At 61.4% G+C, this 13,264-nt stretch carries 13 protein-coding genes and 1 pseudogene; 6 read left to right on the forward strand and 8 right to left on the reverse strand.

Translation table 11 applies throughout. From position 1 onward, the window contains the following. The first annotated feature begins 39 nt into the window (after positions 1-39). Positions 40-837 carry a zinc dependent phospholipase C family protein gene (locus FDQ92_RS13675; RefSeq protein ID WP_170180374.1) on the forward strand — a complete coding sequence of 266 codons (798 nt, stop codon included), beginning with the start codon at positions 40-42 and terminating at the stop codon, positions 835-837. Here FDQ92_RS13675 and FDQ92_RS13680 read toward each other — a convergent pair. Continuing rightward, entirely contained in the window at positions 800-2,761 is a 1,962-nt protein-coding gene (locus FDQ92_RS13680) for a transketolase (protein ID WP_137425408.1), read from the reverse strand. The genes FDQ92_RS13675 and FDQ92_RS13680 overlap by 38 nt on opposite strands. A gap of 287 nt (positions 2,762-3,048) precedes the next feature. Continuing rightward, on the reverse strand, positions 3,049-3,936 hold the full coding sequence (locus tag FDQ92_RS13685; RefSeq protein ID WP_137425409.1) for an Mrp/NBP35 family ATP-binding protein: 888 nt from the start codon (positions 3,934-3,936) through the stop codon (positions 3,049-3,051). Between the two features lie 130 nt (positions 3,937-4,066). On the opposite strand from FDQ92_RS13685, the gene FDQ92_RS13690 reads away from it, so the two are divergent. After that, positions 4,067-4,282 carry an FmdB family zinc ribbon protein gene (locus FDQ92_RS13690; protein WP_137425410.1) on the forward strand — a complete coding sequence of 72 codons (216 nt, stop codon included), beginning with the start codon at positions 4,067-4,069 and terminating at the stop codon, positions 4,280-4,282. 341 nt (positions 4,283-4,623) lie between these two features. Here FDQ92_RS13690 and FDQ92_RS13695 read toward each other — a convergent pair whose 3' ends face one another. Both FDQ92_RS13695 and FDQ92_RS16340 read right to left on the reverse strand, forming a co-directional pair. Next, positions 4,624-5,907 (reverse strand): D-alanyl-D-alanine carboxypeptidase family protein, encoded by a 1,284-nt coding sequence (locus tag FDQ92_RS13695; protein WP_170180375.1) that lies wholly within the window; start codon positions 5,905-5,907, stop codon positions 4,624-4,626. Positions 5,908-5,980: 73 nt separating this feature from the next. Continuing rightward, a pseudogene (locus tag FDQ92_RS16340) lies at positions 5,981-6,196 on the reverse strand (alpha-isopropylmalate synthase regulatory domain-containing protein); the annotation flags it as partial. Positions 6,197-6,488: 292 nt separating this feature from the next. Here FDQ92_RS16340 and speD point away from each other — a divergent pair. The 4 genes from speD (at position 6,489) to FDQ92_RS13715 (ending at position 9,379) form a co-directional block, all read left to right on the forward strand. Further along, complete coding sequence (gene speD, locus FDQ92_RS13700; protein ID WP_137425412.1) at positions 6,489-6,869, forward strand: adenosylmethionine decarboxylase; 381 nt, start codon at positions 6,489-6,491, stop codon at positions 6,867-6,869. After that, the gene (locus FDQ92_RS13705) at positions 6,866-7,789 is read left to right on the forward strand and encodes a fused MFS/spermidine synthase (protein ID WP_137425413.1); all 924 of its coding nucleotides are present in this window, start codon (positions 6,866-6,868) and stop codon (positions 7,787-7,789) included. Before speD ends, FDQ92_RS13705 begins: the two co-directional genes overlap by 4 nt. Before the next feature lie 110 nt (positions 7,790-7,899). After that, entirely contained in the window at positions 7,900-8,268 is a 369-nt protein-coding gene (locus FDQ92_RS13710; RefSeq protein WP_137425414.1) for an FmdB family zinc ribbon protein, read from the forward strand. 211 nt (positions 8,269-8,479) lie between these two features. Continuing rightward, entirely contained in the window at positions 8,480-9,379 is a 900-nt protein-coding gene (locus FDQ92_RS13715; protein WP_137425415.1) for an RluA family pseudouridine synthase, read from the forward strand. Here FDQ92_RS13715 and FDQ92_RS13720 read toward each other — a convergent pair. The 4 genes from FDQ92_RS13720 to FDQ92_RS13735 all read right to left on the reverse strand — a co-directional run bounded on the left by FDQ92_RS13720 (position 9,300) and on the right by FDQ92_RS13735 (position 12,932). Beyond that, positions 9,300-11,627 carry a dynamin family protein gene (locus tag FDQ92_RS13720; RefSeq protein ID WP_137425416.1) on the reverse strand — a complete coding sequence of 776 codons (2,328 nt, stop codon included), beginning with the start codon at positions 11,625-11,627 and terminating at the stop codon, positions 9,300-9,302. The two genes, FDQ92_RS13715 and FDQ92_RS13720, sit on opposite strands and share 80 nt — an antisense overlap. 133 nt (positions 11,628-11,760) lie before the next feature. After that, positions 11,761-12,294 carry a transposase gene (locus FDQ92_RS13725; protein ID WP_170180376.1) on the reverse strand — a complete coding sequence of 178 codons (534 nt, stop codon included), beginning with the start codon at positions 12,292-12,294 and terminating at the stop codon, positions 11,761-11,763. Between the two features lie 111 nt (positions 12,295-12,405). Further along, positions 12,406-12,711, reverse strand: coding sequence for a type II toxin-antitoxin system RelE/ParE family toxin (locus tag FDQ92_RS16535; protein ID WP_137425418.1), 306 nt, complete (start codon positions 12,709-12,711; stop codon positions 12,406-12,408). Continuing rightward, entirely contained in the window at positions 12,708-12,932 is a 225-nt protein-coding gene (locus FDQ92_RS13735) for an addiction module protein (protein ID WP_137425419.1), read from the reverse strand. Before FDQ92_RS13735 ends, FDQ92_RS16535 begins: the two co-directional genes overlap by 4 nt. Positions 12,933-13,264: the final 332 nt, after the last annotated feature.

Consider the following 13,264-nt stretch of genomic DNA (forward strand, 5'->3'; position numbering starts at 1 on the left):
AGGAGCCTTTCATTCACAATGCCCAAAGAACGGTTCCACATGTTGCTGACCGAACAGTCTTTGAAACTGTCCGGCTTGCTTCCCGGCGAGGGAAGTGAGGAGCGGTCGGCCGTTCTCCTGGGGTCGGTTCTGCCCGATATTTTTTTCTACGATCTCCCGAATTTTCGCTGGTCGGCGACAGGGGTGAGCCTTCACCGTTACGAGGGGGAGGAAGGATTCAGGCTGTGCGCGTCCTGGCTGAAGGCCAAGCCGTTGCTGAAATACACGACGGTTTTCTACTGCCTCCTGGGGGTGGCCTCCCATCTTCTGACCGACGGGTTTTGGCATCCCAGTATCAACCGTGAAAGCTTTTCCGGCTCTGAGCCCTGTCGGAAATATCGGTTGCCGCCCCAATCCTGCCACCACTGGCTGGAAGGCCAGCTGGAAGCGCTCTGGATTCCCCTGCTCGCCCCGCCGGAAACCTACCGTACCCGCCTGAAAGCCTTCCGGGAAGGGACACCGCCTGTACCGGCATGCCTTGAGTTTTACTCCGACTTCCTGAGTTTCGCCGGTTTCCGGCCCGTGCCGTCGGTTTCCAGGATGAGGCGGTGCCTCTTCTGGCAGACGACGCTCCTTCGGGCCTTCACGGATCCGCGGTTCACCCGCTGGCAGGAAAGGCTGCTCACGGAGCGACTGACCAAGAGGCTGGGAACGCTCCTCGTTCCGCCGCCCGGAAGCGGCATCCAAATCGTGGACGGGCGGAGACCCGCCGCGTCTGAAGGCCGGGATCCGGCCACAGCCTCGTTTTTGGCGTCTTCCGTCATTTACCTGAGCGAACGGCTGCGTGAGCTTTTCTGAAGGCGTCCAGGATTGCCGGGGCATCGAGCCCTTCCATGCGGTAGAGCTCCCGGGGGGCGCCGGAATGCCCGTAGTGTTTGACTCCGAGGCGGACCAGGCGGCAGGAAACGGCCCGGTCGGCCAGGACTCCAGCGACTCGGGCGCCGAGCCCGGTTTCCACGTGGTGGTCTTCCACCGTGAGGATCAAGCCGGTTCCCGCAGCTTCGATGACGGCGTCTTCGTCCAGGGGCTTGATGGAGGCGCAGTTGACGACGGCCACCTTGAGTCCGTCTTCTTCTTCGAGCAGCCTCTGAGCCTCCAGGGCTATGGCCACCATGGGGCCGTACGCGAGGATCGCCCCGTCGCTTCCCCGCCGCACCCAGTCGGCCCGGCCCGGTCGAAAACGATAGTCGCCGCCGTAGAGGGGGACGCCGTCTCTGTCGGTCAGCACGGGGGTCTTGGAGCGGCCCATGCCCACGAAGCAGTTGCCGGGATGTTGGGCCGCGTGGCGTACGATGCGGTCGGTCTGGTTGGGATCCGCCGGAATGAAGATGGAAAAGTGGTACAGGTTCTGCAAAAGGCCGATGTAGTCGATGCACTGATGGGTCTGGCCGTCCTCGCCCACGTCCAGGCCCAGGTGCGTACAGACCAGCTTCAGCTGGGACCCGTTGATGTCGTTCAGTCGATGCTGGTTGTAGACTTCGCTCACGCCGAAGACGCCGAAGGTGCTGAAAAAGACGGCGAACCCTTCGCGGCTCACGGCCCCGGAAACCGTGGCGGTGTGGTGTTCCTGAATGCCGGCTTCAAAGAACGCATCAGGCGAAACCTTGTGGAACCCCTTCATCTTCACCGACCCTTCCAGGTCGCAGCTGAAGCCCAGTATTTTCGGCGTGTCTCCGGTGTTGTTCAGCCGTGCCAGGTCCTCCAGGGCCGCTCCATAGGCCGACCGATTGTCGATGCGCACGTCGGCCCCGTACTCCCGCGGTGAGCCCTCATGGATTTCGGGGTATGGAATAGCCGGGCAGTAAGCGCTCTGAAACAGGCGGTGGTGCCGGCGCTTTTCCTGGAAGGATGCCAGGGCGTTTTCCATGCCCAGTTCGGCGAAGGCGCGTTCCGCCTCGTCTTCGGTCAGAGCGCACCCGTGGTAGTGGGCGTTGTTTTCCATGAAAGAGATGCCTTTTCCCATGACCGTCCGCGCCACGATGACCGAAGGGCGCGCCGGGTCGGGAACGTCCCGCCGATGGACGCGGCGGAGGGCGTCGAAAATTTCCCGGTAATCGTGGCCGTCTTCCACTGAAATCACGTTCCAGCCGCTAGCGGCGTATTCGTCCCGGATCCTCTGCGGCATAACCGTTTGGGTGTCTCCGCCGATCTGGAGCCGATTCCGATCCACGATCCCCAGCAGGTTGCTCAGTTTGTACTTCCAAGCGAAGCGTCTCGCTTCCGAAACCTGGCCCTTCTGCTGTTCGCCGTCTCCCATGAGCGCGGCCACGCGGGCGTCCCGTTGTCGCAGTCTGAGGGCCAGGGCCATACCGGTGGCCGCCGAGAGCCCCTGGCCCAGGTTGCCCGTGTTCCATTCCACCCCCGGCACGCAGGTTTCCACGTGCCCGGCGAAGGAAGAGCCTGCGCGGCGGAATTCGAGAAGCATGGCGTCTTCCGCGATGTAGCCGAATTCGCAGAGAACGGCATAGACGCCGGGGCTGATGTGTCCCATGCTGACGATCAGCCGGTCGCGCTCCGTCCAGCCGGGATCGTGGGGCCTGTGCCGAAGGGTGCTGTAGAGCATGAGGAGCAGGTGGAGCGACGACATGGAGCCGCCCGGATGGCCGCTTCCGGCCAACGTGGTGCTCAAAATGATGCGCCGCACGCAACGGCGCCACATATCGTCCAGGGTCTTCAGTTGATCGTCAGTGAGCTTCTCCTGGTCGAGAGAAATCGCCGGCATGAATCTCCCTCCTCCTGCTCGGGCCACGGCGGCAGGGTCCTCCGCGGCAATCCACGAAACGGCCCCGTGGGTCCGCGTGTCCCCCGGGGCTCGCCATCATACGCCTTGGACCTTGTTCGGGAATACGTCTCACGGCCTTATTGTGGTAGCCGGCTTGCCGGCGACCCCCATCGCGGAGAAGGCCGCTCCTGGAAAGGCTTCGGGTCGCTGGGCGTATCTCGCCGACCAGGCTCCCAAGCTGCAATGGCCGAAACCGGATGTTCCTGGATGTTCGCGGATCCGGATCTTCAGTGGACGGTGGTTTCGCGCAGTCCACCGCCCGCTCGATCTTGGCGTGACACCTTTTTCAGAACCGCGTCCGCCAGGTCATGCACCGCTGTTTTGAACGGGGATTCCAATGCGTCTTCCAGGACAGGCCTTCCCGCGTCGCCGCCTTCCACAACCGAGGGGTCGAAGGGGAGCGAACCCAGGAAGTCGATTTTCATCCGTTCGGCGGTCTTTTCGCCTCCGCCGGTCCGAAAGATGGGGATGAACCGATTGCAATGAGGGCAGTAAAGCCCGGCCATGTTTTCCACCAGGCCGGCGATGTCCAGGTTCACCTTCTTGCAGAAGTTGATGGATTTCCGGACGTCGGCGAGAGCCACCTCCTGGGGGGTCGTGACGATGACGGCCTGAGCGTCCGGGATCAGCTGGGCGATGCTGAGCGGTTCATCGCCGGTTCCGGGCGGGCAGTCGATAACCAGGAAGTCCAAGTCGTTCCAGGAACACTCCGCGATGAACTGTTGGATCACACCATGCTTAAGCGGTCCCCGCCAGATGACCGCGGAATCCGTATCTTCCATCATGGATTCGATGCTCACCACCTTCAGATTCGGCCGGTATTCGTGAGGGACGATTTCCTGGTCGGGGGTGATGCGCAGGAGGCCGTGGAGACCGAGCATCTTGGGCACGCTAGGGCCGTGAAGGTCGATGTCCAGGAGTCCCACCTGGTAGCCCTTTTGAGCCAGGGCCAGGGCCAGATACACCGCAACGCTGCTCTTACCGACGCCGCCCTTGCCGCTCATCACGATCAGCTTGTGCCTGATGCGTTCGAGCTTGCACTTCAACACGTCTTCCCGTGAATGTTTGTCTTTGCTTTCGCAATGTTCACACGACTTCGAATCACACGTTCCCATGATCCAAGCTCCCTTCCACCGGATAACTGTTGCCGGATCGGTCAGCCGCGGCTAATCTAAAGGGTCTGTCCGTCAATGTCAACCGAGACTCTCGGCGCCCCAGGGTTGAAGTGTTTGCGGAGGTGAAGCTATGCCGATCTACGAGTATCATTGCTGCAGCTGTGGTAAGGACTTCGAAACGTTTGTGTGGTCTTCCAGGGACGAAGGAAAGGTCGTCTGTCCCGCCTGCGGGAAAGACGACGTGAAGCGCCTCTTGTCTTCGTTTTCGTGTCAGGGCAGTCTGACGAATGCGGCGGGTGCCGGATCCGCTTCCGGCTGCGGCGGTGGGCTGGGCGGCTTCAGCTGAGCGTGACCGGCGACTCGGCGGTGCGCCGAAGCGGTGGTGTCCCAATTGGCGCGACCCGCGGGTGCTTTCCCGCAGGCTGTGGAACGTAAACGGTGGAAAAAGGAGTGTTTCGCCATGAATTGGGAAATTTTGATCCCCGTGGGGATAGTGGTGGGATGGGTGGTGCTCAACCGCTGGATTCTCCCCAAGATGGGTATTTCCACGTGAATATCGCCTCGATGTGGAATCGGTGATTCCAAGGCCGGGAAGAGTTCCATCAAGAACGCGCCTGAGCGATGATCTTCCGGATCGGTAGCGGGGCCGCCGGGTGTGAGAAGTCCCGGCGGAATCCGGTACCGCATTCAGAACCGGCGGGGGTGAAAGCGGGCGGCTGAGCGGCGCTTACGGTTGCGCCTGCGGAGGGCCAGCAGCGCAAGGAAAACCAGGGCTGCGGCCCCGACGGCAATCCCGCCCGTGACCGCCCCGATCCGGCCCCAGTTCCAGTCCTCGGCCTTCAGCAGGGAATGCCACGCCCGGACAAAAACGCCGGCCTGGGGGATGTCCTCCCGGCTCACCAGGTCGATGACCCGCGGTTCCCCGTCTCCAACCGTGATCACCGCGGAACCGATCACAGCGCCGGTTCCGATCGGCGCAGTCACCGATTCGGGCAGTCTGAGTTCCGTGCGGACGGCATCTTTCATGGCCGCCGGTACAACAAAACCTTCAGCGGAAGCCGGGAAGAGTTCCAGGGAGTCCTTTACGCCTTTCCAAACCCTGACGGCGGCCACCGGCTTTCCGGGCTCAAACGGCTGCAGCAGGACGTAAGACCGGAAGCCGTAATTCAACAGCTTCTGCGCTTCCGCTTCCCGGACGGAGGGGCTCTTGGCGCCCATGACCACGGCCAGCAGCCGCATGCCGTCTCTGAGCGAGGTGGCGGCCAGGTGATAGCCGGCCGCCGCCACGTAGCCGGTTTTCAACCCATCCACCGTTGGGTCTTTTGTAAGGAGGTGGTTCCGGTTGGGTTGGGTGATGTTGTTGTAGGAGTATTCCAGCATGGAATGGAAACGGAGCGCTTCGGGAAACCGTCTCAAATAGGCGGTGGCAAGGGTCGCCATGTCCCGGGCGGTGGTGATCTGTTCCGGGTGAGGGAGTCCGTGGGGGTTCCGGAACCGGGTGGCGGTCATGCCCAGTTCCTCGGCCTTGCGGTTCATGGCGTCGACGAAGCCTTCCACGGTGCCGTAGAGGTGTTCGGCCACGGCCACGCAGGCGTCGTTTCCCGATACCACGGCAATACCCTTCACGAGGTCTTCCAGCGGGACCCGGGTTCCTACTTCGATGAACATCTTGGATCCACCGGTCCGCCAGGCCTTTTCACTGATCCAGACCGCGTCGTTCCATTTGGCCGTTCCATGTTCCACGGCCTCGAAAACCAGGTAAAGGGTCATCAGCTTCGTGAAGGAGGCGGGTTCGATGGGAACGTCGGGGGCCTGTTCCAGTAGGACCGTCCCCGTCGAAACTTCAACGAGAAAGGCCGAGACCGCCTCGACCTGGACCGGTTGGGAAGCCGGGACCGGCGACGGGGAGAGCATCGAGGCGGCCACGAGCCAGAAAAGCGCCACTGAGATGGGGATTCGGCGAAACGTCATAAGGGTGACTCCAGGAGACTCCTTTGCGTTGCTTGAACGGGGAAAGCGGCGTCTTCGGGCGCCCCGCGGTCGGTCAGAGCCTGGGCAGCAGGCTCTCTTCATCTCTGAATTCCGATACGGAGCGTTCCCTGCGGGTCAATTCCAACTTGTTGAGGCCGTCCACGAAGGCCTTGGCGCTCGCGAGCACGATGTCCGTGTCCACGCCCAGGGCCTGGACCAGGCGGCCTTCCTATTCCATCCGAACGGTGATTTCCCTCTGAGCGTCGGTGCCGGCCGTGGCGGTCCTCACTTCGCACGGGAACCGCTGACACGGCGGCGAGCAACAGGAAAACCGAGCGCGTGCCGGAGTGTTGCAGGAGCGCGGCGCCTTGTCAACTCGTTTCCCTTATCGGGAAAGGAGGGGTGATTTTTCTGTTGCATTCGGAAAGCGCTTATGTATATTAAGGTCCGTTTGGCTCGCCTCCATTTATGGCGCGTGTTCGGTGAGGTCGTCGATCTCCCCCCCATGAATAGGAGGTTTTTCTTTTTTGTCAACCCAGGGATAAAGGGTTCACCCATGACGTGAGGAAGCAGAGAAGAAGATGAAATCACTAGGAAAACACTTGATTGTGGAACTGTACCATTGTGATGCGTATCGAATCAACCAGGTGGAGGAAGTGGAACGCATCCTGGTCGAGGCGGTCAACATCTCCAAAGCCACCATTGTCCAACCGGTTTTCCACCAGTTTTCCCCTCACGGCGTGAGCGGCGTCGTCGTCATCGCCGAATCCCATTTTTCCATACACACGTGGCCTGAATTCGGCTACTGCGCCCTCGACATCTTCACGTGCGGCGATCAGATCGATTCGGACGCGTCCCTGCGTTACATCAAGAAGGAACTTCAAGCCGAGAGCCTGTTTGTCACAGAAATGCGGCGGGGCATGCTCGACATCCCCACGGAGCGCTTGAGGCATAAACCGTGAGCAAGCGTCCGGCATCGCATCACCTGCGATACCGCGAGCCCGCCCACGAAGGAGAAGCCATCGAGTATCTGTGCAAGAGGGTGATCTACCGGGGACGCTCGCGGTTCCAGGCGATCGACATCATCGAAACGCAGCTGCACGGGCGGATGCTTTTCCTGGACGGTATCGCCCAGTCGTCGGAGATGGACGAGTTCATCTATCACGAGATGCTCGTCCATCCGGCGCTGCTCAGCGTGTCCCGCCCAGAGGCGGTCCTGGTGATCGGGGGTGCGGAAGGCGCGACGGTTCGGGAAGTCTTGCGCCACCAAAGCGTCCGTCGGGTGGTGATGGTGGACATCGACGGCCAGTTGATCGAGGTGTGCCGGGAACACCTTCCCGGCTGGCACGCCGGCGCCTTCGAAGATCCCAGGCTGGAGGTGGTCGTGGAGGACGGCCGGCGGTACCTGGAGCGCGTCGAGGACTCCTTCGACGCGATCCTGGTGGACCTGAGCGATCCTCTGGAAGGTAGCCCCGCGGTGTATCTGTTCACCAGCGAATTTTATCGGCGCGTGCGCGAGCGGTTGAATCCGGGCGGAGCCGCGGCGTTCCAGGGAGAAGGGGTCAGCCCTCAGCAGGTGGAACTGCACGCTCGCATGGTCAACACCCTGAAGAGCGTGTTTCCGGTGGTTCAACCATATCCGTATTTCATCCACAGTTTTCATCGCCCGGATGCCCACATCCTGGTTCCGCTGGACCCCGCCTGGTCGCAAGCGAAGTTCGTCGAAAGCGTCCGGAACTGCGGCCTTCCGCTCCGTTACCTTTCCCCCGAAACGGCTCGGGCCATGTTCTGCCTTCCGCCTTATCTCTGGAAGGCCTACGAGCGGTACTCCCGGATCATCACCGACGACGACCCGAGTCCGGAAAGGAAAGCCGGCGGCTGAGCGAGCCGTGCGGCGGCGGTGCGAAACGCCCGCCCTCATTTGTCCGGCGACCGATCGAACCGTGACGGGACTTCGAGACCACGGCTTCACACGAAGGGGGTAGAGCGCCCATGCCCATCTATGAATTCCGATGTGTGAAATGCGGTAGAAAGAACGAGTTCATCACGCTTCGGGTTTCGGAACCCGTACCCGAAAATTGCCGTTTTTGCGGCGAAAATTCACTCCAGCGCGTGCCGTCCCGGGTGAGGATCCGCCTGTCCGAGGAAACGCGGCTGGAGCGCCTGGCCGACCCCGGGCGCCTGGGCGCACTCGACGAAGATGATCCCAAGAGCATCGCTCGGTTCATGAAAGCCATGAGCCACGAGATGGGCGACGAGTTCGACGAGGACGTGGACGCCATGGTCGAAGAAGCCATGGAAGAGGAGGCGCGGGGCGCGGAAACGGAGGATGCCGGCGAAGTTCCCATGGACGATCTGTGAAGCCCGGCGGACTCAGCTTCCCGGTAACGATTCCCGGCTGCGGCCCGTTGGAAGCCGCGGCGGCGATGTTTCAACCCCCGGCATGAGGCGTTCCTTACGTGCCGTTTGCGAACCGCCCCCCTTCGCGAAAAAGCGGACACCCGATCCCCAAAAATGAGAAGAGTATTCTCAGACAGCCTCTTACAACAGGGATCGGCATGCTGGGTCTGCCATGACCGTATCTGAAATCACGTTCTGGAAAGAGTCTGTGGGACAGCGGCAGCAGGGGGCGACGCTTGTCGAGTTCCTGGTGCAGGCCTGCCGGTTGAATGAAAGCGATGCACGGGATCTCATCGACTTCGGGTCGGTCCAGGTCTCGGGCCGCCGCGAACGGAACCCTTCGCGCCGGCTGTTCCCAGGCGACGAAGTGCGGGTTCATTGGCCCCGCAAGGGGATTCGTCGTTTTTACGAAGTGGACCCGGCCCGGTTCCTCCACCGCGACCGCTCGATCCTCGCCTATGACAAAGAAGCCGGCGTTCCCAGCCAGGAAACCCCTTCCGACGCGTACAACAATCTCTACGCGGCCGTTCTGCGCCACTTGAAAGCCGCCGGTGGAACCCCCTACGCCGCTCTTCACCACCGCCTGGACAGGGAAACCAGCGGGGTTATGCTGTTCGCGCTGGATCCTTCCGTGAACCGGGCTCTCGGGAGCCTGTTTCAGCAGCGGAGAATGGTCAAATCATACCTGGCCTGGTGTCAAGGGGTTCCGGAAGCCGACCGGTGGTCGGTGGAAAAGGACATCGGCCGCGGAAAAGGCCGCTATCTGGCGTGTCCGAAAGGGGAAGGAAAGCCTGCCCGCACGGACTTTCGAGTGCTGTGGCGCGGTTCCGAGCGGTCGCTGGTCGCCGCGGAACCCCTGACGGGCCGGACGCACCAGGTCCGGCTTCACCTGGCCGACTCGGGCCACCCGGTCATCGGCGACCGGCGCTACGGCAGCACCCTTCCAGGGCCACTCCTTCTGCATGCCCACCGCCTGGCCTTTCCGCATCCGATCACGGGGGAGGAGACGGTCGTGACCGCTCCGCTTCCGGAACACTTTCCGCGCCCCCCCGAGGGAGCCATTCCAGGCTGATGGCGCAGCACAGAGCCTCCCATTCCTCCAGCAGCTCTTCGGCCCGTGTGCCGATTTCGTCCAGGATGCTCATGTCTTCACGGCGCCTGTCTTCCGCGTCGGCTCCCCGTTTCACCAGATCTTCGAAGTTTACGTGAGCGGCTTCCGCCCGTGACCGGAAGGCTTCGAGGAGCCGGCTCGCCGCCGAATCGGCCATCCGGTGAAGGTACATGAATCGGAAATTTTGACGGTAATCTTTGAAGGCGTAGATCAGTTCGGAAGCGGTTTCGGATTTCACCAGGTCGATGGCTTCCTGAAGCGACTGGGGCGGCCCGGCGGCGGAAGAGTCCGGGCCCTTTCGGCCGAGTCGGCCTTTCACCTGGGAAAGGAAACGCGTGAGGCGTCCCAAGCCGAACTTGACCAGGAGCACGCTTCGGCCCACGGCGTTTTCTTCCACGAAGCCGCTGAACGGCGGCGGGGCAAGCGGTTCCCACTGGATCCATTCACTGGATGGGCCTTGGTCCATGGGAAGCAGGTCAACGTGATGCCTGGCCAGTTCGGCCCGGTATTCTTCCATGGCCGTCTGGAAAAGGGCCCAGAAGGCCCGCGACGACCGCTCCAGGTTTTCCCGCAGCGCATCCTCCTGTTCCTTCCCGAACGCGATGGCTCGAAGGTTTACCTTTTCCACCAGGTAACGGGACAGATCCCTGCGAAATTCGAGGTAAAAGCGGTGCAGTTGCCGCACCAGCCGCCGCGGGTCGTTGAGTTCTTGAAGGTAGTCCGGATCGATGGGGTAGTGTTCGACCGTCTTGAGGGTTTCCTGAACCACGGGGCCGCGGTCGAGGTCGAAAAAGCGGCTCACGGCGCCGTCCATGTCCTGTTTGAGGGTTTCCCGGAGGCCGGTGACGGCGTTTTCCAGGGTTCCCAGGGTGGCCATGAGGGCCTTCTGGCGATTTTCCAGGTGCCGAGCCGACTGTTGCAGGTGATCCAGACGTTCGCCGAAGAACACCTTCTGGGTGCGGGCGGTGTCGGAGATGGAGTGAGCCGTCATGGCGAGCCGGCCGAGTCCGGCGTTCACAAGCACACGGGTGCGCTGCCGGTCAATGCGCTCGGTGAGTTCTTCCTTGAGCTGCAGGAAGCCCTTTTCGTGGCGGGCGGCGGCCGCGGCGTCTTTCCGCCACAGTTCGAGCCGACGGCTTTCGCGCTCATCGGCCTCTTCGCCCAAGGCCGCCACCAGCTGAAACAGGCCGGAAAACGCGAACAGGTTGGGGCTCGGGACGGTCCAGCCCAGTTCCCGGTGCACCCGCTCGATGGACGCCTCCAGGTCTTCCATGCCGCTGTGACTGTCCAGATCCAGGTTCAAGACGAAAAAGGTCTGCGGCAGCATGCGCAGCGTCTTGATGACCTCGAGCAGTTTCAAGTCGGCTTCGCGGAGCCCCGTCCGGCTGCTGATGACGTACAGGATGAAGTGGCTCTGCAACAGATACTGCTGGAGCAGCGCCAGGTGGAGCGGGTTGGGGGAATCGCTTCCCTGGCAGTCGGCGATTTCGATCTCCCCAGAAAGCCAGGCCATGGGGTGGTGGAGTTCCATATCCTCAAGGTAGGCCGCCTGGGATTCTTCACCCACGAATCGCTGGTGGGCTTTCAACTGCCGGGGGTCCAGGTCCAGGCGCCTCGAGGTTTCAGCCACGGTGTCGCGGAGTTTCGGGTAGCCTTCCAGGTAGGCGTTCAGTAGGATGAAATTGGGATCCAGCCGGCCGCGGGCCTGCTGCCAGTCCCTCTGAACGGTTTCCAGCCAGCCGCGGAGCCGCTCCCGGTCCTTCGCCCGCCGCAGATCCACGGCTGGTGTCTCATCCAGGGAATCCCCGAAGACGGGAAGCAGGCGCACCGCGTCGTTCACTTCCGCGTTGACCTGGGCCCAGGATTTGAGCGCCACCCAGCCTCCCGGCTGTTCCGCCGATCGGATGCGGGTGATGAAGGACGTGATGATTCCCGCGCCGCGCTTGAGAAGGTCGGTTCCGAGGACGGCGTTGATTAGGGTGCTTTTCCCCGATTTGACGGAGCCCACCACGGCGATGCGCACCAGGGGCGTTTCCATGGATCCGACGGCCAGGCGCAACTGTGCCTTCCAGCGGCCAGCTTTCGCACCGTCGATCAGGCGGTTGTCTTCGAGCCGCTGGACGGCGTCCTGGAGTGTTTCCGCTTGCGCTTGGATTTTCTGTTTGAACCGTTCGTATTCGTTCATGACCCTCTGGGCGGCCGGGGGCATTCCAGACCGCGCTTCAAATGATGTCGCCTCCCGGCGCGTGGTGTGGATCTTCCGGGGCAAAGCAAAAAAGATGCTATCCTATTTTGAGTGCCAGGTAAAGGAAAAGACCGTGCGGCCGTAGGGCAATCACGCATCATAGGGCCGGACTTCCGGGCTGACCGGCGCTGATCATTCGCCATCGGGTTCCCCCCCCCCAGATCGCCTCGGCTTTTTTTCGAAGCACCATCAGTGCCGCCGCTTCGGCCAGCGCCTTCTCCTTGCGCTGCAACTCACGTTCGAGCCGGCGGGTGCGCTTGCGATCGGCCTTCTGCTCGCTTTTCAGCCGGCGGTTCACTTCGCGGTCCCAGTCGTTGGCCGTCTCGCAGGCCCTGCGCCACCGGGCCAACTGCTCAGGATACAGTCCCTTCCGGCGACAGTACTCGGCCGACTCGGCCTCGTTCATGCCGGCACTCTCAACAACGGCATTGAACTTGTCCCGCGCGGTCCATCCCTCAGGCACCCTATCCGAGTCCGGCAGCAACAGCCCCTGCTCACGCGCCTGCCGGTGCCAGAGATACAGAGTCGCCTCGCTGATGCCTTCCTCCCTGGCCAGCTCGATGATCGACCGGTTGTGCGGCGGCATCATCTTTCTCAGAACAGCTTCTTTACGCTCTTTGGAATATCGCATGATCCGATCCTCCATCGCCCCTGGAATAGTCGATTGTAGATGGATTTAGATCATGTGACCACTATCCTGACAGGGCTCGGGTCCGCTTGAGTGACAGGTTGGGCATTCCTGTTATTCTGTATTTTTCAACCGTCTTTGCCAGTAGTAAGGTCGCCGTTTCTGGTGGGCAAATGCTACGAGTCGTATTCGTTCCGGATAAATCGCATATACTAGATTGTAAGGAAATCGCCATAAGGGCTTCCGCCGTACTCTCCGTCCGATTTTCTGGGATGCCTCTGGGTATGTCAAAATCTGGTCGAGTGCTCGTTCCACATCTTCGAGCAAGTCCGAGCCCAATCCTGGCTGACGCAACTCATAGTAACGTGCTGCCTCGATGAGCTCTGCGTCAGCATCGGGATGTAATGTAAGCAGTTTCACAAGATGGCCGCCCGCGCTCGGCGAAGTGCCTCTTCAGCTGGTATCTCGCTCACCAACTCCTGCTCTAGCTCATCCAGACGCCGCTCCGCTTCCTCAGCCCACAACGCCTCGATCTCCTCTTCGGACAGCTCGTCGAGGCTTTCGACTATCAGTTTTGCGAGCGCCGCACGCTCCCTTAAATCCAGTTTCTTAATCTCAGCTTCCAGTTCTTTGATACCCATATGTCTCTACCTCGATGTTCATAGTCGTTTCATTATCCATTCTTGATGACTTCCTAAACTGATGTTTCGGACCGGGTGTAGATCTTTTGAAACGAAAGTGTGAAGGAGTCAGCAGGAAACGGAGCTGATGCGCCTGCTGCTTCAAGGCCATCTGGATGTACCCCGGAGGGTCACCCCGGATGTCGTTCTAAAAGATCTGCACCCTTTTGGACCTCCTCCTTTCCTATAGCACGGACTGGTTTCGTCACCAAGCTTCCGTTACCGCTTGGATCGCCCGAGCCCTAATAATTATTGGGCAGCTGGCTCCTACTGCCGTTCGCGAAGCGCCCCTA

Origin of the sequence: Desulfoglaeba alkanexedens ALDC (assembly GCF_005377625.1) — a bacterium.
Lineage (GTDB): Bacteria > Desulfobacterota > Syntrophobacteria > Syntrophobacterales > DSM-9756 > Desulfoglaeba > Desulfoglaeba alkanexedens.